Genomic DNA, 20,961 nt, shown 5'->3' with positions numbered 1-20,961 from the left:
CCAAAGGCCCCGTCTCGCAAGAGCCGGGGCCTTTTTGCATTGTGTCAGCCCGGGAAGTTGGGCTTTCAGGCTTCTGCCCGTAGGGCGTGGGAGCATACGGAACTAGAGCTTTAACTAACGTGCCTTTTATTTATTCGCGCGCCACAAACACATCCGCCAGCAACTGATTACGCGGCAGCCCGGCCAGATACAGCCGTTTGGCAAACATCTCGACGCTGTCAGCACTGCCGCACACCAGCGCCATTGCGTGCCGCGACAACAGGCGCAGTTCAGCCAGGGTTGTTTGTAGCGTCTGCGGAGTAACCAGCTGAACATGCAGCTGGGGATAACGTTCAGCCAGGGCGTGCAGTTCATCGGCCAGATAATGCTCCTGGCTGTCGCGGGCCAGATGAATCACACGTATGGCGCCCTGATGGTCCTGGCGCAGCGCCTCGCGCAACACACCCCATAAAGGGCCAAGCCCGGTGCCGGCGGCCAGCAGCAATAAGGGTTTTTCCTGCCAGTCCGGGTCGTAACGCAGCGCCCCGCCACGCAACTCGCCGAGCCTCAGGGCGTCACCCACCTGCAACTGGCGGGCAACGTCACGGAAGGCCCCGGGCTGCAGGCAGTCGATATGAAACTCCAGAAACGCATCCTCGCCGGGAAGGCTCGCCAGCGAGTATGGTCGCGCAACACCGCTATCAGTCCACAACACCTGATGCTGCCCGGCGCTATAGCGCAGTGGCCGCGCAGGCTCCAGACGCAGGCGCAGCACCGACGCAGAGAGCCAGTCGCAGCCTGCTACTGTGGCAGGAAGGCCATCGCGCTGCGGGTCAAACACCTCGACAGCCAGATCTCCTGCCACTCGGCACTGACAGGCGAGCCGCCAACCCTGCTGGCGCTTTTCAGCAGGCAGCGCGTCGGGCAACGCGTCTTCAGGCTCGCCCTTTACGACGCGCACCAGACACGCGTGGCAACTGCCGGCACGGCAACTATAAGGGACCGGAATACCGGCATGGTTCAGGGCGTCGAGCAGATTGCTGGCCGACGCCACCGACCAGCTAAGCTCACCCACATGCAATTGAGGCATCAAAACGGCCTGTGCAGAAAATAACGGCGATTGTACAGACTGGCCTGTCGGGCGGGTTATACTGCCGCGCCTTTTTGCGCCCGCTACGGCCAACCTGACAGCTCTGGTTCAAGCCGCAGTTCCAGACTGCCGCCGATAGCGTAATTGAATGTTCCCGTCCTTACAGAGGAGCGCGCCGCATGACCGTGATCAAGCAAGACGACCTGATTCAGAGCGTTGCAGACGCACTGCAGTTCATTTCCTATTACCACCCCGTAGACTTCATCCAGGCCATGCACGAGGCGTATCTGCGTGAAGAGTCGCCTGCCGCTCGTGACTCCATCGCCCAGATCCTGATCAACTCGCGCATGTGCGCGACCGGTCACCGCCCGATCTGCCAGGACACCGGCATCGTCACGGTTTTTGTGCGCGTGGGGATGGATGTTCGCTGGGACGGCGCCACCATGGGCCTGGACGACATGATCAACGAAGGCGTGCGTCGCGCTTACAACCTGCCTGAGAACGTGCTGCGTGCCTCGATCCTTGCCGATCCGGCAGGCGCTCGCAAAAACACCAAGGACAACACCCCGGCCGTCATTCATTACTCCATCGTCCCGGGCAACACCGTGGAAGTGGACGTCGCGGCGAAAGGTGGCGGCTCGGAAAACAAATCGAAGATGGCGATGCTCAACCCTTCCGACTCGATCGTCGACTGGGTTCTGAAAACCGTCCCGACCATGGGCGCTGGCTGGTGCCCGCCGGGCATGCTCGGTATCGGTATCGGCGGCACCGCAGAAAAGGCTGCGGTCATGGCCAAGGAAGTGTTGATGGAGTCCATCGACATTCATGAGCTGAAGGCTCGCGGCCCGCAGAATCGTATCGAAGAGATGCGTCTGGAGCTGTTCGAGAAGGTTAACCAACTGGGCATTGGTGCTCAGGGCCTGGGCGGTCTGACCACCGTGCTAGACGTCAAGATCATGGATTACCCGACCCATGCTGCGTCGCTGCCGGTGTGCATGATCCCCAACTGCGCCGCCACCCGCCACGCGCACTTCGTACTCGATGGCAGCGGCCCTGCTTCGCTGGAGGCTCCATCGCTGGACGCCTACCCGGAAATCGTCTGGGAAGCCGGCCCATCGGCCCGCCGCGTCGACCTCGATACCCTGACCCCGGAAGAAGTGCAGAGCTGGAAACCGGGCGAAACCGTATTGCTCAATGGCAAGATGCTCACCGGCCGCGACGCCGCGCACAAGCGCATGGTCGAAATGCTCAACAGGGGCGAAACGCTGCCGGTGGACCTCAAGGGTCGCTTCATCTACTACGTCGGCCCGGTTGATCCGGTACGCGAAGAAGTCGTTGGCCCGGCAGGCCCGACCACGGCCACCCGGATGGACAAGTTCACCCGTCAGATCCTCGACCAGACCGGCCTGCTGGGCATGATCGGCAAATCCGAACGCGGCCCGACCGCCATCGAAGCGATCCGTGACCACAAGGCCGTGTACCTGATGGCCGTTGGTGGTGCTGCATATCTGGTGGCTCAGGCGATCAAGAAATCCCGAGTCGTGGCGTTCGCCGAACTGGGCATGGAGGCGATCTACGAGTTCGAGGTCAAGGACATGCCGGTTACCGTTGCGGTGGACAGCAACGGTGAATCCGTTCACATCACCGGCCCGCAGATCTGGCAGAAGAAGATCAGCGACAGTCTGGCAGTGGAAGTGCAGTAAGCTTTGATCTGCAAGACAATAAAAACCCGGCGCAAGCCGGGTTTTTGCTGAGTAACTGATTGAACCTGAAATTGCGATCGGCTCAAATAGACGCGTCAGTCTGTTGCCAATATAACCCGGTAACTTACTCCCTGAATAATACGGCACAGTGGCTAGAAACATCGTGCCCTTGCGATCAGTCCGTAATACATTTCAGACAACAAACCGAGATGGTTCGGTACCTTCCTGAGGCTCATTGCCCCTGTCCCTCCTCGCAACACAGCTTATTCTTCTGCTGGCTGTAAACCACTGGACTCATGAAAAATAAATTTTTTTTCAGGCATACCGGGTGAAGCACTGGATGATCACTACAAGGACTGTGTCGAGATTGCTAGCCATGACAAATTTCTGGAGCCTTACGCAATGAAATCACTTTTTACGACCGTACTGGCCTGTTGCTCGCTCACCGCGCTTACTATTCATGCATCTGCTCAGCCATCATCGCCAGAAGGCATGTATAGAACCCACGCACAAAACTATAAAGACATGGTTCTTGCCACCTGCATTGCGAGCGCTTACAAATTCAGTGACAACGTCGGGACTGACGCTGGCAGCAGCGTCACAGCGTTGCGCGAGTGGGCCAACTATGATTGGGAAAAAAGTCCTGAGAAACCCAGAGAATTCGTAGACAACTACCTCGCAAGAAACTACACAAACCCTCTTGTCGAGTCCGAAATAAAAGGTGTGAAATTTGACTTGCTTAAGTGTCTTGATCTTTACCACAGCAAAGAGCTGGAAGCACAGACAAAAAAAGCCGTAATAAACCCTACACATACCGACGCGCAAGACTACAAAAAACCCTAAACACCAAATGGAGTTAAGTGCAATGAGGCTACCTCTTGCAATCAAGACAGTATTTCTTGTATTCGCGACAACCAACTGTTTTGCAGACACACTACCTTCATCACCGGAAGGCATGCATAGAAGCTATGCACAGAACTACAAGGACCTGGTGCTCGCCAACTGTATAGCAAATGCCTATGCATATGATGTCAAGGTAGGAATTGACGCGGGCAGTAGTGCCACCGCAATGGAAGACTGGGCAAACTACGATTGGGAGGAAGGTCCAGATGAAATCAGAGCGTTGGTAAAAAAATACCTCGCGCGCGACTACACAAACCCTTTGGCCGAATCCCAGATCAAGGGTATAAAATTCGACCTGCTGAAATGCCTGGACATGTATCACAGCAAGGAACTGGACGCGTTGACGAAGAAAGTCGTTACAGAACCAAATCATACCTACATGCAGAATATCAAAAAGCCTTAACTACTTCCTTCAGCAACAAGCCTGTCCAGCAAACGCTGCACAGGCTATTTTCATTGCAAGCACTCTACCCCGCACATTATCTGTAGGGCGGAGACACATCATGCTGATTCAATGTGATCCGATAGCTTTTTAACGTCACCCCCTCGGTGATGTACTGCTTGCTGAAATACTGATAAACAGCGCCAGTCACTTCTACACCAACACCATTTGGCGTGTCGAAAATCTTCACATCACTCAGAGCGCTGTCAGTCAGCAGAAAAAGATTAGAGTCGTTCAACTGCTTCAGCACTTGCGAGTCGCTGCCATCCAGACGTTTACTGATGTAAAAACGCAAGGTGTCCTGATCTGTTGCGGGTGCGCCGTAGCGAGTGATGTAGAGCCAGTCACCCTGTGGCAGCTCGCGCTTCATGACTACTTCGTCCGCGCCCGAAGGGCTGTCCAGGTAGTCGAACAGTGTGAGTTTCAAAACCACTATCGAGAACAGCAGCCAGAAGAAGAATTTATAGTTGAATTTCAGATTGAGGCTTTCCGGCTGTTGCCCATCGCTCCCTATATTATCCATTCCTGTCCTTAGCGCTGAACACGTCTTTGTGACGTAGAAAAGAGTGTACCCACGTTTACAAGGCAGGCAACGAAAGATCCTCAGAAAACCTTTTTCGATAACTCTTGTAAGAATTAACTGCAGGAAGCCTCCCTTCCAATTGAAGGAAATTTCCGAGAAAATCCCGGCCTATTGCGCTTGGCTATTCAGGTCTCTAGCCTTCATCGGTCGCTGCCCAATCAGCGATCAGGTTTGGTAGACCTGAGTGACCTGTGCGCAATGCGCCACCTTCTCAAGGCGCATTTTTTCGGCCTGCGTTTATGGTGGCCGTGCGCTTGGCGTCTTCGGACGCACCGGCTTGCCTGGTCACCGGTCTACCAACCTGCGTACGGCCGCCACCCTGATCGTTTGGTAGCGAAAGGGGCGGCTCCTTTCATTGATCAGGAGTTGCAAACATGCCCGATAAAATCGTCCCCGACCCGCCCACCGCCCTGTTCACCGTCAACGCATCCGTCAGCCAGGAAGAAGCGCTCAACTACGCTTCGGATCTGCTGCGCTGCATCATCACGACGGCCTATGAGTCCGGCGACAGCACTCAGGGCACCAGCCGTGATCTGGCGTTTTCGGTGCTGCACATGGCCGAGATGGCCAAAGCCATGGTTGATCGCTCACTGGAATGCATCGTTTGACCGGATGACAACCCGGGGCCACGCTCGGCCCCGCGCAAACCTCAGTTACGCTGATCCAGCAAGTTCACCACCAGCCGGTCGATCCAGCCCCACAAGCGCTGCTTGACCCGTCGCCACAGCGGTCTGGCCTTCCAGTCTGCCAGCGTGGTCTCGGCGCTCAGGGCGAAGTCTTTTTCAAAGCTGGCGACCACGTCTCGGGTTAGTCCGGGGTCGAGGGCTTCGAGGTTGGCTTCCAGGTTGAAGCGCAGATTCCAGTGATCGAAATTGCACGAGCCGAGACTCACCCAGTCGTCGATCAGGACCATTTTCAGGTGCAGAAAGCACGGCTGGTACTCGAACACCTTGACCCCGGCACGCAGCAGGCGCGGGTAGTAGCGGTGACCGGCGTAGCGTACGGACGGGTGATCGGTGCGCGGCCCGGTCAGCAACAAACGCACATCAACGCCACGTGCCGCCGCCCGACGCAAGGCGCGGCGAACTTTCCAGGTGGGCAGAAAGTAAGGGGTGGCCAGCCAGATCCGCTTTTGCCCGGTGTTCAGCGCACGTACCAGCGACTGCAGGATGTCGCGGTGCTGGCGGGAATCGGCATACGCGACACGACCCAGGCCCTCGCCGGTTATCGGGGCCTTGGGCAGATGATCAAGGCCGAAGTTTTCTTTCGGACGCCAGGCGAAACGCCGGGCGTTGGCGTGGAACTGCCGGTTGAACAGCGCCTGCCAGTCGATCACCAACGGCCCGGTGATTTCGACCATCACTTCGTGCCACTGGCTGGCGTCCTTGTCCGGCTCCCAGAACTCGTCGGTCACACCGGTGCCGCCCACCACGGCCAAGGCCTTGTCCACCACCAGCAGTTTGCGATGGTCGCGGTAGAAGTTACGCACGCCCCGCCGCCAGTGGATCGGATTGTAGAAACGCAGAATCACACCGGCATCGGTCAGTTGCTTGCGCAGGCCGGCGTCGAAGGCTTTGGAACCGAAGTCATCGAACAGGCAGCGCACAATCACGCCACGCCTGCCCGCCTCGACCAGCGCGCGCACGATAGCGTCGGCGCAGGCCCCGGCTTCGACCAGGTACAACTCCAGATCGACCTGCTGCTCGGCGCGATCGATGGCTGCGATCATGCGCGGAAAGAACGCAGGACCGTCGATCAGCAATTGAAAGCGGTTGTTTTCACGCCACGGAAAAATCGCACCGTTCATATCAGCGCGCCGTGAAGATCAGGACAGCCCCGACCGGGACCGAGAGGCTCACCGCCGACAATCCTGCGGCGTTGCGCAAGGCCTTGAAGTCCGGGGTCATATCGAAATCCTGGGCATGGATCACCAGCGGCTCGAGCGTCACGACCTGAAATCGCCGCTCGTCGAGACGCGTCGCCAGCAGCTCGGCGTTATAGCTGTGGGTCTTGCCGCGCAGGCTGACGGTCAGCGGTAAACGCAGTTCCAGTTGTGCGCCGGGCGCGAGGTTATTGATCGGGCGCATGTCTAACTGCGCATTGATCTGAGCAGCCGGAAACTTGCGCACCTGAAACACCTGCTCTCGAAGGCGCTCGTCGCGCAGCGGAATGCCGGTGCTGACTGAATCGGTTTCAACTTCCACTTCAGCCAGCCCCTTGGCGTCGACTTTGCCGTGCAGCACCAGAAAGCGATGCACTTCGGCAATATCGGCATTTTTAGTCGAGGTGAACGAGAGTCGCGACGACTCGTTATCCAGATACCAGTTCGCATGGGCAGGTAACGCCACGGCGGCCAGCATGACCAGCAGCAGGCGATTCATAGTGAGCATGCAGACTCCAGACGTGCAATTGAGGGCCACCTTATCCGCCTGTCTGACCGCTGGCAAACGCCCGCGTTCGGCGGCAATTCATCAGGCCCTCATGGCAGCAGGCGACAACCCTGTCGCTCACCCTGCCAGGACGCGCTGCTGGTGCGTCCCAGGCCGCTGGCAATGACCCGTTTTTGACTGCTGTCGTCGACCAGCGTGCTGGGCAGATACTGCTTGATGTAGCCCTGGCAATACGCTTCGGAATTATTCATGACGTACCTGCACGAGCAGTATTCCTTGGCGGTGTAGGCACTGATGATGGTCGGGAACGCCTGCAGGTTCACACGGTACTGCCAGGCGAGCACGGCAAGTGCGGCAACCATCAGCAACAGCAGGCTGCTGAAGGGACGGCGCAGGATGAACATTCGGCGCGTGCTCATTGACCGCCCTCCTTGCCAAACGCGGCCTGTACGCGCTTGAGCATCTCATTGTGGTTGTAGGTAGCGTCGCGGTCATCGGCATAGCGCACGATCACCAGCTTCTGATCGGGAATCACATACAGCGCCTGCCCCCAATGCCCCAATGCCGCGAAGGTGTCAGGGGGAGCGTCTGGCCACGGTCCTTTGCCGCCATCGGCAGTTCGGTTGAGCCACCATTGGCCAGCGGGCACTTCAACACTGGCATCCACGCCCTCACCGGCAAACGGCGTCAGCACGAAGCCCATCCACTCCTTGTTGAGCAACTGCCGATCCTGCCATTGCCCGCCGCGCTGCATCAGCAGGCCGATGCGGGCCAGATCGCGGGCGGTCATGTAGGCATAGGAAGAGCCTACAAATGTACCCGCGCCATCGGTTTCCCAGACCGCACTGCGGATGCCGAGCGGGTCGAACAGCGCGGTCCATGGGTAACCCGGATAAGCATCATCGCCGACCATCTTTTTCAAGGCCGCCGCCAGAACGGTGCTATCGCCGCTGGAGTAGAGGTAAGTCTTGCCGGGGGGGTGGGCAGCGCGGTGATCGGCGGTGAAGCGCGCCATGTCGTCGCGCCCGCGGGTGTAGAGCATGGCGACCACCGAAGAGTTGAGCGGTGCGTATTCGTAGTCTTCCTGCCAATCCAGACCCGAAGCCCAGTGCATCAGGTCTTTGATGGCGATATCGGGGTGCGCCTTGAACGGCGGGTAGAACTTCGCCACCGGATCATTCAGTTGAAAGCGTCCTTCTGCAAACGCCACCCCCAGCACCGTCGCCATGATGCTTTTGCTTATCGACCAGGTCAGGTGCGGCGTTTGCGCGGTGGTCACACCGCCGTAGCGCTCGTACACGACTTCGCCATCACGAATCACCAGCAGCGCATCGGTGCGAATGCCCTTGCGCGTGGCGTCGTCACGGGGCGGGAAGGCGTAGGCCTCGAGCTCTTCGATGGCCGCAGATCGCGGCACAGACTGAGAAGGCCATTGCTCTGTCGGCCATGTTTGAGCAACGACGCCCTGGGTACTGAAACCCAGAATCAGAACCAGACACAGACGGACAAATCCAAGCGGCATGACAAGGCCTCTACAGAATTATCCGCACACCGTATCAGCGTTTCATGACAGTCAGCTATCAACCCAAGAGCAGACGCAGAGGAAATGGCCACAGCGTTTCCCGTCACACAACCATCACCAAAGCTTCACAGGCATGACACGCCATCTCCCTAGCCTGCAAGTACGGCAAAGCGCCTGGACAAATCAGTCAACCAGCCCTCTCTGCATCTGCAAGGCTGGCTCATGGAGATTCGTATGACCCAGATCGCCCGCATTCGTGACAACACTTCTGAACGTCGTCTTCAGGCCGAGCGCCTGATTGGAGCGCGCGCCTTGCAGGAAGCACAGGCGTTGCGTTTCAGTGTGTTCAGCGAAGAGTTCAACGCCCGTCTCAACGGCGCTGAACAAGGCCTGGACATCGACGATTACGATGTTCACTGCTCGCACATCGGGGTACGCGACCTGAACACCGGGCGTCTGGTTGCCACGACCCGGCTGCTCGACCATCAGGCCGCCAACACGCTGGGACGCTTCTACAGCGAAGAGGAATTCAGCCTGCACGGGCTGGTCAATCTGCAAGGGCCGATCCTCGAACTGGGTCGCACCTGCGTCGATCCGGCCTATCGCAACGGCGGCACCATCGCGGTGTTGTGGAGCGAACTGGCCGAGGTGCTCAACGAAGGCGGTTACAGCTACCTGATGGGCTGCGCGAGCATCCCGATGCAGGACGGCGGTATTCAGGCCCATGCGATCATGCAACGCCTGCGCGAACGCTACCTGTGCAACGAGCACCTGCGCGCCGAGCCGAAGAATCCGCTGCCGACCCTCGACATCCCGAGCAATGTGATCTGCGAGATGCCACCGCTGCTCAAGGCCTACATGCGTCTGGGGGCCAAGATCTGCGGCGAACCGTGCTGGGACGAAGACTTCCAGGTGGCCGACGTGTTCATCCTGCTCAAGCGCGACGACTTGTGCCCGCGCTATGCCCGCCACTTCAAGGCGGCCGTGTGATGAGCCGGTTGCGCGGCTATGCCCGCGTAGTCCGGGTGCTACTGGTCGTAGCGCTCGGATTGACGATTGCCAGCGCGTTCGCGGTCCTGGAACGCACCAGGATCGGAGGTTCGATGGAGCGCAGGCAGCGCTGGAGCCGCTGGTTCATGGCACGCCTGACCAACGCCCTGCCGTTTCGCGTCACCGTGACAGGTCAACTGCCAACCCAACCCATGCTGTGGGTCAGCAACCATGTGTCATGGACCGACATCGCCCTGCTCGGCATGCTCGCGCCGCTGTCGTTTCTGTCGAAGGCCGAAGTGCGGACCTGGCCGGTAGCGGGCTGGCTGGCGCTGAAGGCCGGTACGCTGTTCATTCGTCGCGGATCGGGCGACAGCCGTCTGATCCAGAAGCAGATGTGCAACCATCTGCAGCAAGGCAACGCGCTGCTGATCTTCCCCGAAGGCACCACCACGGACGGCAAAAGCCTGCGCACCTTTCACGGTCGTCTGCTGTCCAGCGCCATCGACGCTGGCGTGCCGATCCAGCCGGTGGCCATTGGTTACTCGCGTGACGGCAAGCCGGACCCGATCGCCCCCTTCATTGGCGACGATGACTTGCTGTCGCACTTGCGCCGACTGTTCGCCAACGAGCAGAGCGATGTGCATATTCACCTGCTGACACCGATTCCGACCGCTGACCAGGAACGCGCCGCACTGGCCTTCAAGGCCCAGCAGGCCGTTCAGGTGGCGTTGTTTGGCGAGCCGCCGGTTCAGCCGAGCGACGAGGTTTCGCGTCCGGCCCGAGCGGCCTGAGCGAAATCCTCGAGTAGCGGATAGAACTCGGCGAAATCCGCACTCAAGGGCTGGTACAGCGCCTGCAGTTCCTGCATGCCGCCGGCCAGCCCTTCGGGTTTTGACAGGCGTCGGGATATCCCGCTCAACACCTGCTCCAGCACTCCGAAATCCCGATACGACCCCAGCCAGTCCTGCGCCGCCATGCGCGGTGCGATCAGCGCCAGCCGCTCGGGCAATTGTGGCTCGGCAGCCAGCGTGCCATAGACCTTGCGGGTGAATGCGTCCAACGGCAGGTCGGCATAACGATGCCAGTCGCGCGCCAGGCAGTGATCGAAAAAAACATCGAGCATGATGCCGGCATAGCGCCGTCTCTGGAGCGGAAAGCGGGCAATGGAGGCCTTGATCAGCGGATGACTGTCAGTGAAGGCGTCGATGCTGCGGTGCAGACGAATCGCCGCCTCCAGTTCCGCAGGAAAACGTCCCGGCAGCGGACCTTTGACGAAATCGCCATACAGGCTGCCAAGCAATTGGGCGGGCCGGTGCCCGCCAAGATGAAGATGTGCCAAGTAGTTCATGGCTGCAAGCCTAGGCCGCTTTCGGGCCCGCTGTCCATATATCGTTATAACCCGATATAGCGATTTGGCTGATCCTAAGCACATAATCATATTTGTATATCGCGAAATATAGATATAAGGTTCGCTCTATCGCGATATATCGCTACACCGCCTGTGAGAACGACATGCAGATCGACCTCGACGACATAATAAAAGCCCTGGCCCACCCGGTCCGCCGAGAAATCCTGACTTGGCTGAAAGACCCGCGTGCGAGCTTTCCCGCCCAGGAGTACTCGATCGAACACGGCGTGTGCGCCGGACAGATCGATCAGCGTGCGGGATTGTCACAATCCACTGTCTCGGCCCATCTGGCGACCTTGCAACGCGCTGGTCTGATCAGCAGCAAGAAGGTCGGCCAATGGCATTTCTTCAGACGCAACGAAGAAGTCATACAGGCATTCGTTCAGGCGCTGGTTGAAGAACTGAACAACCCGACCTGATTTTCCAACGTTTACCAGGAGTTGCCCCGTGCCTCTTTCGCTACTCATTCTGGCTCTGAGCGCCTTCGCCATCGGCACCACCGAATTCGTCATCATGGGCCTGCTGCCCGATGTGGCAGCCGACCTCGGCGTATCGATCCCCGGTGCAGGCTGGCTGGTGACCGGCTATGCGCTGGGCGTCGCTGTCGGTGCACCGTTCATGGCCATGGCCACGGCAAAACTGCCGCGCAAGGCCGCGCTGGTCACGCTGATGGGGATTTTCATCATCGGCAATCTGCTCTGTGCGCTGGCCAGTGACTACAACGTCCTGATGTTCGCCCGCGTGGTGACTGCACTGTGTCACGGTGCGTTCTTCGGCATCGGCTCGGTGGTTGCCGCAGGTCTGGTGCCCGCCAACCGGCGTGCCTCAGCGGTGGCCTTGATGTTCACCGGCCTGACACTGGCCAACGTACTGGGCGTGCCGCTGGGTACTGCGCTGGGTCAATACGCGGGCTGGCGCTCGACCTTCTGGGCCGTCACGGTCATCGGGGTGATTGCGCTGATCGGCCTGATCCGCTTCCTGCCGACCAACCGCAACGAAGAAAAGCTCGACATGCGCGCTGAACTCGGCGCCCTCAGAGGGGCCGGCATCTGGCTGTCGCTGACCATGACTGCGCTGTTTTCAGCGTCCATGTTCACCCTGTTCACCTACATCGCCCCACTGCTCGGCGAAGTCACCGGCGTATCGCCCAACGGCGTGACCTGGACCCTGCTGTTGATCGGCCTGGGCCTGACCGCCGGCAACGTGATTGGCGGCAAGATGGCCGACCGCCGCCTGGCGTCCACGCTGATTGGCGTATTCGTCTCGATGGCGGTGATCTCCACCGTACTCAGCTGGACCAGCACCGCGCTGATCCCGGCTGAAATCACGCTGTTCCTCTGGGCAGTCGCGGCCTTCGCCGCCGTCCCGGCCCTGCAGATCAACGTGGTGACGTTCGGCAAAGCCGCACCGAACCTGGTGTCAACCCTGAACATCGGCGCCTTCAACGTCGGCAACGCGCTGGGCGCCTGGGTCGGTGGCAGCGTCATCGCCCACGGTCTGGGCCTGACCAGCGTACCGCTGGCCGCCGCCATCCTGGCCGTGCTGGCGCTGCTGATTACCCTGATTACCTTTCGCCAGACCGGCAACCCCGAGCTGGCACCTGCTACGCATTGATCAATTACGAGGATTCGACACATGACGACTATCTTTGACCCGATCACCCTGGGCGATCTGCAACTGCCCAACCGCATCATCATGGCCCCACTGACGCGCTGCCGTGCCGATGAAGGCCGTGTACCGAACGCGATGATGGCCGAGTATTACGTTCAGCGTGCCTCGGCGGGCCTGATCCTGACCGAAGCCACCTCTGTGACGCCAATGGGCGTGGGCTACCCCGACACCCCGGGCATCTGGTCCAACGATCAGGTGCGTGGCTGGAGCAACATCACCAAGGCAGTGCATAACGCCGGTGGCCGCATTGCCCTGCAGTTGTGGCACGTGGGCCGTATTTCCCACCCTGCCTACCTGAACGGCGAAACCCCGGTCGCGCCAAGTGCAATCGCAGCCGAAGGCCATGTCAGCCTGATGCGTCCGATCACCCCATTGCCAACCCCGCGGGCGCTGGAACTGGCGGAAATCGGTGACATCGTCGAGGCGTATCGCGTCGGTGCGGAAAACGCCAAGGCGGCGGGCTTCGACGGCGTGGAAGTGCATGGCGCCAACGGCTATCTGCTTGAACAGTTCCTGCTGACCGGCACCAACCAGCGCACCGACGAGTACGGCGGTTCGGTGGAAAATCGTGCGCGTCTGCTGCTGGAAGTCACGGATGCCGTCATCGAAGTCTGGGGCGCTGGCCGTGTAGGCGTTCACCTCTCGCCTCGCTTCGACATGCACGACATGAGCGATGCAAACCGCGCCGAAACCTTCAGCTACGTGGCTAAAGAGCTCGGCAAGCGCGGTATCGCGTTCATCTGTGCCCGTGAGCGTGATGCTGAAGACAGCCTTGGCCCACAGTTGAAGAAGGATTTCGGCGGCGTCTACATCGCCAACGAGAAATTCACCAAGGACACTGCCAACGCCTGGCTGGCAGAAGGCAAGGCCGACGCCATTGCCTTTGGCGTGCCTTACATCGCCAACCCGGACCTGCCTGAGCGTCTGGCCAGCGATGCGCCTCTGAATGAAGCCCATCCGGAAACGTTCTACGGCAAAGGGCCAGTCGGCTACATCGACTACCCACGGATGTAAACCGCTGTCGTAAGACCAGAAACCCCGATTCGCAGGAATCGGGGTTTCTTCGTATCTGCACCTGGATTTACTGGCCAGCGCTCCCTCGGCGAACTGCCGCGCTGAAGGCGGCAGAGGATGCCAAGGTCAACGGCGTGCGTTGAGCTGTTGCGACAGGTTCTGGATCTGGCTGTTCAGGGTATTGATGTTACGAGTCACCTGAGCACGAAACGCATCGAACTCGGCCGTATTGGCTTCTGCCGAAGGCGCCGGGCGGTTTTCCTGTTCGCTTTTCAGCACCATCAGGTCCTGTTCCAGGCGTTCGACAGCGGCAGACGGGTTGCCCTGCTTTTTCAACGTGGCGACATCGGCCGCCACGCTTTTGATCTGCGCATCCAGCTTGCCCTGATCCGCCTGAGCGGTCTTCAGGTCAGGCAACGCGGCCTTGAGCGTGGTCAGTTCAGCGACAACGCTTTTGAGCTGTTCCTGCAACTGCGCGTTTTCACTCTGCTGCTGGGCGGTTTGCGCGGCCATCTGCTCCAGACGTTTGTCGAGACTGCCCTGCTGACCTTCAACGCCTTCGCGTTGTTTGTCCTGATCTTCCAGTTGCGCTTCCAGCAACTTGATACGCTGCTTGAGCGCCTCTCCATCACTGGAAAGCGCTTCGGTCGCGACCACCTTGCCGGAAATATCCTGCAAGCGCCCCGCCGCTTCTTCGCTGATGCGCGCAAAGCTTTCCTGAGTCGCCACCAACTGCTGCTCCATCAGGGAAACCTGCTGAAAGCTCCACCAGCCCAAACCGCAGAAAGCAATGAACAACGCACCGACCAATGCCCACAAAGGCCCGGTGCTCGGCGCCTTGACCTTGACTACAGGCGTGGTGCGCGAATAGACGGTGGTGCGCTCGCGTGCGCTATTGCTCGGCGCGAAGTCGTCATCATCGTCCTTGGCGCTCAGGCTGGGAACGTCATCGACGTCGTCGTAGGGATCGTTGCGCATGAATAACCCTTCAGGAAGCTGTTAAATCAAAGTTCGTAGATCAAAGTTGGGCAGTATAACAACAGCGCAGAATCAATCTCACTGTGCCACTACCGCTTTCAGATCGCGTGCTGTGCCTGCCACCAGCCACAGAATTCATCCAGCGCCGTCCACAGGCTGACCTGGGGCTGATAATCCAGATAATGCCTGGCGCGGCTGATATCAAGCGTGAAATCCCTGTTCATGACCTGCATGCCCACTCTCGACAGGGTAGGTTCAGGTCTGCCCGGCCACAGCATACAGGCGGCCTCATTGATCGCCGCAGCGCTGTAGGCCAGCCCGTATGAACGATAACGGGTGGCCTGAGGCAAGTGCATCTGCCGCATCACATAATTGATCGCGTCCCACAGCGGGACCGGCGTGCCATTGCTGATGTTGTAGGCCTTGCCCAGTGCAGAACCCGTTGCCAGCAAGCTGCTCAGCAGGGCTTCGTTGAGGTTCTGCATGCTGGTGAAATCCACCACGTTCAAGCCGTTGCCGACAATCGCCAGGCGCCTCTTGCGCTGCATGTGCAGCAGACGCGGGAAAATGCTGTTATCGCCCGCGCCGGTGACAAAGCGTGGCCGCAGGGCAATGACTTCCAGCCCGAACTCTTCGGCACCGAAGACCTTTTGCTCGGCCAGATACTTGGTGGCCGCGTAGTGATTGTGAAAGCGCTTGGGCACCTGCTCTTCCTTGATGCCACGGTGCGAGTGGCCATCAAAGTAGATCGACGGCGAAGATAGATGAACCAGCCTTCGCACCCTCTGTTTCAGGCAGCCCTCGACGATGTTTTCCGTGAGCTGCACGTTGCCCTGCATGAAATCCTGGCGACGTCCCCACGTACCGACCGAGCCCGCGCAATGCACGACCGCTTCCACGTCATCGCACAGTGCGCGCACCAGATAAGGATCGGCGAGGTCGCCCTGAATAAACTCGGCACCGCGCCTGACCAGGTGCTCGACACCTTCGGCACGACGGCCATTGATCCGCACGCTCATGCCCTGCTCAAGGGCAAAACGCGCAAAGCGTCCGCCGATGAAGCCGCTCGCGCCGGTGACCAGAATCTTCATTTACCGCTCCGTTAACGCGTCTGCAGGAAAGGCAAACCCTGCCTGCATGGATTACACATGATCCTGTTGACGATCAGTCTTCGCTCAGCGGCACCAGCCAGTGAGCCGAATGTTGCGCAAGATGTTCGGTGAGGCGCGTCAGAAGCTGCCCACCATTGCGCCAATGATGCCAGTAGAGCGGCACATCGATGCAACGGTCCGGCAGTAATTCGAGCAGCGTGCCGTTGCGCAACTGGTCGCGCACCTGCAACTCGGGCGCCAGCCCCCAGCCCATGCCCGCCTCGATCATACGGATGAAACCTTCGGAGGAAGGACACAAATGATGCTCGAAGCCGTCCTGAACACCCAACATAGCCAGATACCGATGCTGCAGAAGATCGTCCGGGCCGTATACCAAGGCAGCGGATCTGGCGAGCGTCTCTGGGCTGACACCGTCCGGGAAATGGCGGGCGATGAACGCGGGACTGGCCAGCGCCCGATAGCGCATGGCCCCCAGCAACTGGCTGCGTGCCCCCGCCACCGGACGCTCGCTGCCACACAGGCAGGCCGCCACCTCACCGGCGCGCATGCGCTTGAGGCCTACGTCCTGATCTTCGACAACCAGATCCAGCAGCAAACGGTGTTGCGTACAAAACGCGCCAATGGCCGGCGCCCACCAGGTTGCCAGACTGTCGGCATTCAAGGCGATTCGCAAACGCTCGGGCATGCCCTCCTCGTCCAGTGCCGGTACCTGACTTTGCAGATCGCGCTCCAGCAGGCGGACCTGCTGCACGTGATTGAGCAGGCGCCGGCCGATGTCGGTCGGGCTCGGCGGCGTGGCGCGTACCAGCACCGGCAGGCCAATGCGCGCCTCCAGCAATTTGATGCGTTGCGAGACTGCTGACTGAGAAAGCCCAAGCACCTGAGCGGCGCGCTCGAACCCGGCCTGCTCGATCACGGCCGCCAGCGCCGACAGCAATTTGTAGTCGAACATCAGTTTTCCTAATGAGCGATGAAGATTATTGGTTTTCCTTATAACCCTCACCCTCTGAGAATGGCTACCTGAATCCGCTCAATGGAACATCCTCATGTGGCAAAGCTACCTCAATGGGCTGCTGATCGCGGCAGGCCTGATCATGGCGATCGGTACTCAAAATGCTTTTGTGCTGGCTCAGGGCCTGCGTCGTGAACATCATGTGGCCGTGGCGATGCTGTGCATTGTCTGCGACGCCATCCTGGTGGCTGCAGGCGTGTTCGGTCTGGCCAACGTGCTGGCGCAGAATCCGACGCTGCTGGCGGTGGCGCGCTGGGGCGGCGTGATATTCCTGAGCTGGTATGGCCTGCAGGCATTACGCCGCGCCTGCTCGCGGCAGAGCCTGGAACACAGCGCAGCGGTTGGCAGAAAATCACTGCGCACCGTGTTGCTCAGCGCATTGGCCGTTACCTTGCTCAACCCGCACGTCTATCTGGACACCGTGTTGCTGATTGGCTCGCTGGGCGCACAACAGGGCGTGCCTGGCGCGTATGTCGCCGGTGCAGCCAGCGCTTCGCTGCTGTGGTTCTCGAGCCTCGCCCTGGGCGCGGCATGGCTGGCTCCCTGGCTGGCCCGACCTGCCACCTGGCGGATGCTGGACCTGATGATCGCAGTGATGATGTTCAGCGTGGCCGTGCAGTTGATCCGCTCGGCCTGACGGATTTCATGACCGCAGAGTCAAACCCGTGGGAACCTCTATCCCACACAGTTGTTGCGTGGTTAAGGCGCAGACCCGGTGCTATGATCCGGGGTCTGCGCCGCAAAAGAGTAAAACTCCCGGTGCATGCTGTATCTGGCCGCCCGTGATCGGCCGTGCGACTACCGCAATTGACCTGAAAGGAGATAAACCATGGCTTTTGAATTGCCGCCACTGCCCTACGCCAAAGACGCTCTGGTGCCGCACATTTCTGCGGAGACTCTGGAATATCACCACGACAAGCACCACAACACCTACGTCGTGAACCTGAACAACCTGGTGCCTGGCACCGAGTTCGAAGGCAAGACCCTGGAAGAGATCATCAAGACCTCCTCGGGCGGTATCTTCAACAACGCCGCTCAGGTCTGGAACCACACGTTCTACTGGAACTGCCTGGCTCCTAACGCTGGCGGCGAGCCTACCGGCGCTCTGGCCGAAGCCATCAACAAGGCGTTCGGTTCCTTCGACAAGTTCAAGGAAGAGTTCAGCAAGACTTCCATCGGCACTTTCGGCTCCGGCTGGGGCTGGCTGGTGAAGAAGGCTGATGGATCCCTGGCATTGGCCAGCACCATCGGTGCCGGCAACCCGCTGACCAGCGGCGACACCCCGCTGCTGACCTGCGATGTGTGGGAACACGCCTACTACATCGACTACCGCAATCTGCGTCCGAAGTACGTAGAAGCGTTCTGGAACCTGGTGAACTGGGACTTCGTGGCCAAGCAATTCGCAGCCTGATTCCAGCCTCATCGAAAAACCCGGCCTCGCGTCGGGTTTTTTATGTTTCCCGGCCTGTAAGGGCCGCCTGCCAGACGTTTGTTTCACATATAGCGTCAACCGCCTGCCTGCCGGTCAGGCGAATCGCAAATCTTTTTTCGCCTGCCGCTCGTACTTTGTGTATTGTCGGAAAACGCTCGCTGACTCGTAATACAACTTAATTCTCTATGACGTAATTCTTTACAGTGTTCTGCTCTAGTTACCTACCTGGCCACCCGACGCATTGAGGTGGCTTTGGCCAGCAGGTGCAAGGAACGCGAAGATCAGCCAGGCGCACCGGTTGTGACAAGGTCACGGCGTGCGGGTCTGGTTTTTCGAGGGTCATGAGGCGATATGCCCTCCGACACTAACTAAGGAACGGCCATTGAAGCTGGAACTCAAGAACAGCCTGTCGGTAAAGTTGCTGCGCGTTGTGCTGCTTTCGGCGCTTCTGGTAGGCGTCCTGCTCAGCTGTGCGCAAATCGTCTTCGACGCCTACAAGACACGTCAGGCTGTGGCGAGCGACGCCGAGCGGATTCTCGGCATGTTCCGCGATCCGTCGACACAGGCCGTCTACAGCCTGGACCGCGAGATGGGCATGCAGGTCATCGAAGGCCTGTTCCAGGATGACTCGGTGCGCATGGCGTCCATCGGGCACCCTAACGAAAGCCTGCTCGCCGAGAAAGACCGGCCGCTGAAGACGTCCCCTACGCGGTGGCTGACAGACCTCATCCTTGGCCAGGAACGCAGCTTCACCACTCAACTGGTAGGCCGCAGCCCCTACAGCGAGTATTACGGCGACCTGCGCATCACGCTGGACACGGCCAATTACGGTGAAAGCTTTCTGGTCAATGCCGGAATCATCTTTGTCGCGGGCGTGCTGCGTGCGCTGGCAATGGGGCTGGTGCTGTATCTGGTCTATCACTGGCTGCTGACCAAGCCGCTGTCGAAGATCATCGAGCACCTGATCGCGATCAACCCCGACCGCCCCAGCGAACACCAATTGCCGTTGCTTAAAGGCCACGAGAAAAACGAATTGGGGATCTGGGTCAACACCGCCAACCAGTTGCTGGCCTCCATCGAACGCCACACTTACCTGCGCCATGAGGCCGAAAACAATCTGCAGCGCATGGCGCAATACGATTTCCTCACCGGTCTGCCCAACCGACTTCAGTTGCAGACCGGGCTGGACAGGATTCTGGAAGATGCAGGACGCCAGCAACACCGAGTGGCGGTGTTGTGCGTGGGTCTGGATGACTTCAAAGGCATCAACGAACAGTTCAGCTACCAGTCCGGCGATCAATTGCTGCTCGCACTCGCTGACCGTCTGCGCGCGCACAGCGTGCGACTCGGGGCACTGGCGCGCCTGGGCGGCGACCAGTTTGCGCTGGTGCAATCCAACATCGAGCAGCCCTACGAGGCGGCAGAGCTGGCGCAAAATATTCTGGATGAGCTGGAAGCGCCGTTCATCGTCGGTGATCAACAGATTCGACTGCGGGCAACCATCGGCATCACCCTGTTTCCCGAAGACGGCGACAGCACCGAGAAGTTGCTGCAAAAAGCCGAGCAGACTATGACGCTGGCCAAGGCCCGCTCGCGTAACCGTTATCAGTTCTACATCGCCAGCGTAGACAGCGAAATGCGCCGCCGCCGCGAACTTGAAAAAGACCTGCGCGAAGCCCTGCCACTCAATCAGTTGTATCTGGTCTATCAACCGCAGATCAGCTATCGCGATCACCGTATCGTCGGCGTGGAAGCGCTGATCCGCTGGCAGCATCCGGAACATGGCCTGGTGCCGCCGGACGTATTCATCCCGCTGGCCGAACAGAACGGCAGCATCATCGCCATCGGGGAATGGGTGCTGGATCAGGCCTGCCGCCAACTGCGCGAATGGCTCGACCAGGGTTTTACCGACTTGCGCATGGCAGTCAACCTGTCGACTGTGCAGTTGCATCACGCGGAGTTGCCGCGTGTGGTCAACAACCTGCTGCAGATCTATCGCTTGCCACCGCGCAGCCTGGAACTGGAAGTGACCGAAACCGGGCTGATGGAAGATATCAACACCGCCGCCCAGCACCTGTTGAGCTTGCGACGCTCCGGCGCCTTGATTGCCATTGATGACTTCGGCACCGGCTACTCATCGCTGAGCTACCTGAAAAGTCTGCCGCTGGACAAGATCAAGATTGACCGCAGCTTCGTGCAGGACCTGATTGACGACGACGATGACGCCACCATCGTGCGAGCCATTATCCAGTTGGGCAAAAGCCTGGGCATGCAAGTCATTGCCGAAGGCGTGGAGACCGTCGAGCAGGAGGCCTACGTGGTGACCGAGGGCTGTCATGAAGGCCAGGGCTATCTGTACAGCAAGCCGTTGCAGGGTCGGGAGTTGCTGGCCTACCTCAAGCAGTCGCGTCAGGACCACGCCACCAGCCTGTGAGCCGACCTGCACACTTCCGGCCATTCACGTCATCTTGAAACCGACTGTTACAACCTGCCGGATGTCCGAATACGCCGACACAGGCTTTTTGCCTTTACACCGAATGCAAATCTTTCGCATTATGTCGCAGATTTTATGGGCGCACCCCGCCATCACCTTTATCGACGCAGGATTCCGTCATGATTCGTATGCCTCTGGCAACCGCTAGTCTGTTGGCCATCGCTATCTCTCTCGCCGGTTGTGGCGAAGGCAAGGACAAGGCTGCCGCCCCGGCACCCGCGCCAGCCGCTGCTCC

General features: G+C 59.4%; 23 protein-coding genes. 13 read left to right on the top strand and 10 right to left on the bottom strand.

Going from position 1 to position 20,961, the window contains the following annotated elements; all coding sequences use genetic code 11:
* Positions 1-130 precede the first annotated feature (130 nt).
* A complete protein-coding gene (locus AO388_RS13030) occupies positions 131-1,069 on the bottom strand; it encodes an iron-sulfur-binding ferredoxin reductase (protein ID WP_003431401.1) in 939 nt (312 codons plus the stop codon).
* A gap of 179 nt (positions 1,070-1,248) precedes the next feature.
* On the opposite strand from AO388_RS13030, the gene AO388_RS13025 reads away from it, so the two are divergent.
* From AO388_RS13025 to AO388_RS13015, 3 genes are all read left to right on the top strand, one after another.
* Positions 1,249-2,772, top strand: a complete 1,524-nt coding sequence (locus AO388_RS13025; protein ID WP_003363897.1) for a fumarate hydratase — start codon at positions 1,249-1,251, stop codon at positions 2,770-2,772.
* Between the two features lie 402 nt (positions 2,773-3,174).
* Positions 3,175-3,615, top strand: a complete 441-nt coding sequence (locus AO388_RS13020) for a type VI secretion system amidase immunity protein Tai4 (protein WP_003431402.1) — start codon at positions 3,175-3,177, stop codon at positions 3,613-3,615.
* Between the two features lie 22 nt (positions 3,616-3,637).
* Positions 3,638-4,078, top strand: coding sequence for a type VI secretion system amidase immunity protein Tai4 (locus AO388_RS13015; protein ID WP_058416564.1), 441 nt, complete (start codon positions 3,638-3,640; stop codon positions 4,076-4,078).
* Between the two features lie 76 nt (positions 4,079-4,154).
* On the opposite strand, the gene AO388_RS13010 is transcribed toward AO388_RS13015, so the two are convergent.
* A complete protein-coding gene (locus AO388_RS13010; RefSeq protein WP_003363903.1) occupies positions 4,155-4,640 on the bottom strand; it encodes a hypothetical protein in 486 nt (161 codons plus the stop codon).
* A 434-nt stretch (positions 4,641-5,074) separates the two neighbouring features.
* Between AO388_RS13010 and AO388_RS13005 the strand changes: the two genes are divergently transcribed.
* Entirely contained in the window at positions 5,075-5,308 is a 234-nt protein-coding gene (locus AO388_RS13005; protein ID WP_003313478.1) for a DUF6124 family protein, read from the top strand.
* A 41-nt stretch (positions 5,309-5,349) separates the two neighbouring features.
* Here AO388_RS13005 and AO388_RS13000 read toward each other — a convergent pair whose 3' ends face one another.
* From AO388_RS13000 to AO388_RS12985, 4 genes are all read right to left on the bottom strand, one after another.
* Positions 5,350-6,507, bottom strand: a complete 1,158-nt coding sequence (locus tag AO388_RS13000) for a phospholipase D-like domain-containing protein (RefSeq protein ID WP_003431405.1) — start codon at positions 6,505-6,507, stop codon at positions 5,350-5,352.
* 1 nt (position 6,508) lies between these two features.
* Positions 6,509-7,090, bottom strand: a complete 582-nt coding sequence (locus AO388_RS12995; protein WP_024661583.1) for a YceI family protein — start codon at positions 7,088-7,090, stop codon at positions 6,509-6,511.
* Between the two features lie 89 nt (positions 7,091-7,179).
* Positions 7,180-7,509, bottom strand: coding sequence for a hypothetical protein (locus AO388_RS12990; RefSeq protein ID WP_003363909.1), 330 nt, complete (start codon positions 7,507-7,509; stop codon positions 7,180-7,182).
* A complete protein-coding gene (locus AO388_RS12985) occupies positions 7,506-8,612 on the bottom strand; it encodes a serine hydrolase domain-containing protein (protein WP_058416563.1) in 1,107 nt (368 codons plus the stop codon). Before AO388_RS12985 ends, AO388_RS12990 begins: the two co-directional genes overlap by 4 nt.
* Positions 8,613-8,846: 234 nt before the next feature.
* Between AO388_RS12985 and olsB the strand changes: the two genes are divergently transcribed.
* Positions 8,847-9,602, top strand: coding sequence for an L-ornithine N(alpha)-acyltransferase (gene olsB, locus AO388_RS12980; protein WP_003405915.1), 756 nt, complete (start codon positions 8,847-8,849; stop codon positions 9,600-9,602).
* On the top strand, positions 9,602-10,396 hold the full coding sequence (locus tag AO388_RS12975) for a lysophospholipid acyltransferase family protein (protein WP_058416562.1): 795 nt from the start codon (positions 9,602-9,604) through the stop codon (positions 10,394-10,396). Before olsB ends, AO388_RS12975 begins: the two co-directional genes overlap by 1 nt.
* Here AO388_RS12975 and AO388_RS12970 read toward each other — a convergent pair.
* Positions 10,354-10,953 (bottom strand): acyl carrier protein phosphodiesterase, encoded by a 600-nt coding sequence (locus AO388_RS12970; RefSeq protein WP_003431412.1) that lies wholly within the window; start codon positions 10,951-10,953, stop codon positions 10,354-10,356. The two genes, AO388_RS12975 and AO388_RS12970, sit on opposite strands and share 43 nt — an antisense overlap.
* A gap of 164 nt (positions 10,954-11,117) precedes the next feature.
* On the opposite strand from AO388_RS12970, the gene AO388_RS12965 reads away from it, so the two are divergent.
* Genes AO388_RS12965 through AO388_RS12955 form a run of 3 tightly spaced genes read left to right on the top strand, consistent with a single transcriptional unit; the run spans position 11,118 to position 13,698 of the window.
* Positions 11,118-11,432, top strand: a complete 315-nt coding sequence (locus tag AO388_RS12965; protein ID WP_003363918.1) for an ArsR/SmtB family transcription factor — start codon at positions 11,118-11,120, stop codon at positions 11,430-11,432.
* Between the two features lie 28 nt (positions 11,433-11,460).
* Positions 11,461-12,627, top strand: coding sequence for an MFS transporter (locus AO388_RS12960; RefSeq protein WP_003431415.1), 1,167 nt, complete (start codon positions 11,461-11,463; stop codon positions 12,625-12,627).
* A 21-nt stretch (positions 12,628-12,648) separates the two neighbouring features.
* Positions 12,649-13,698, top strand: a complete 1,050-nt coding sequence (locus tag AO388_RS12955) for an alkene reductase (RefSeq protein ID WP_003431417.1) — start codon at positions 12,649-12,651, stop codon at positions 13,696-13,698.
* A gap of 126 nt (positions 13,699-13,824) precedes the next feature.
* Here the strand turns inward: AO388_RS12955 and AO388_RS12950 are convergent, their stop codons facing one another.
* The 3 genes from AO388_RS12950 to AO388_RS12940 all read right to left on the bottom strand — a co-directional run bounded on the left by AO388_RS12950 (position 13,825) and on the right by AO388_RS12940 (position 16,740).
* Positions 13,825-14,676, bottom strand: a complete 852-nt coding sequence (locus AO388_RS12950; protein ID WP_003363925.1) for a hypothetical protein — start codon at positions 14,674-14,676, stop codon at positions 13,825-13,827.
* A 98-nt stretch (positions 14,677-14,774) separates the two neighbouring features.
* Positions 14,775-15,767, bottom strand: a complete 993-nt coding sequence (locus AO388_RS12945) for an NAD-dependent epimerase/dehydratase family protein (RefSeq protein WP_003363927.1) — start codon at positions 15,765-15,767, stop codon at positions 14,775-14,777.
* A 73-nt stretch (positions 15,768-15,840) separates the two neighbouring features.
* A complete protein-coding gene (locus tag AO388_RS12940) occupies positions 15,841-16,740 on the bottom strand; it encodes a LysR family transcriptional regulator ArgP (protein ID WP_003431419.1) in 900 nt (299 codons plus the stop codon).
* Between the two features lie 94 nt (positions 16,741-16,834).
* Here AO388_RS12940 and AO388_RS12935 point away from each other — a divergent pair, with 94 nt between their 5' ends.
* From AO388_RS12935 to AO388_RS29620, 4 genes are all read left to right on the top strand, one after another.
* Positions 16,835-17,437, top strand: coding sequence for a LysE/ArgO family amino acid transporter (locus AO388_RS12935; protein WP_003363930.1), 603 nt, complete (start codon positions 16,835-16,837; stop codon positions 17,435-17,437).
* 192 nt (positions 17,438-17,629) lie between these two features.
* Positions 17,630-18,211, top strand: coding sequence for a superoxide dismutase [Fe] (gene sodB / locus AO388_RS12930; protein WP_003313497.1), 582 nt, complete (start codon positions 17,630-17,632; stop codon positions 18,209-18,211).
* Between the two features lie 403 nt (positions 18,212-18,614).
* The gene (locus AO388_RS12925) at positions 18,615-20,666 is read left to right on the top strand and encodes a putative bifunctional diguanylate cyclase/phosphodiesterase (RefSeq protein ID WP_044310414.1); all 2,052 of its coding nucleotides are present in this window, start codon (positions 18,615-18,617) and stop codon (positions 20,664-20,666) included.
* A 179-nt stretch (positions 20,667-20,845) separates the two neighbouring features.
* On the top strand, positions 20,846-20,961 hold a 116-nt coding region (locus AO388_RS29620), incomplete at its 3' end, for a hypothetical protein (protein WP_236713908.1).

The organism is Pseudomonas sp. ICMP 10191, from assembly GCF_001467335.1.
Lineage (GTDB): Bacteria > Pseudomonadota > Gammaproteobacteria > Pseudomonadales > Pseudomonadaceae > Aquipseudomonas > Aquipseudomonas cerasi.
The sequence above is the reverse complement of the archived record's forward strand: the minus strand, read 5'-3'. Positions and strand labels throughout refer to the sequence as shown.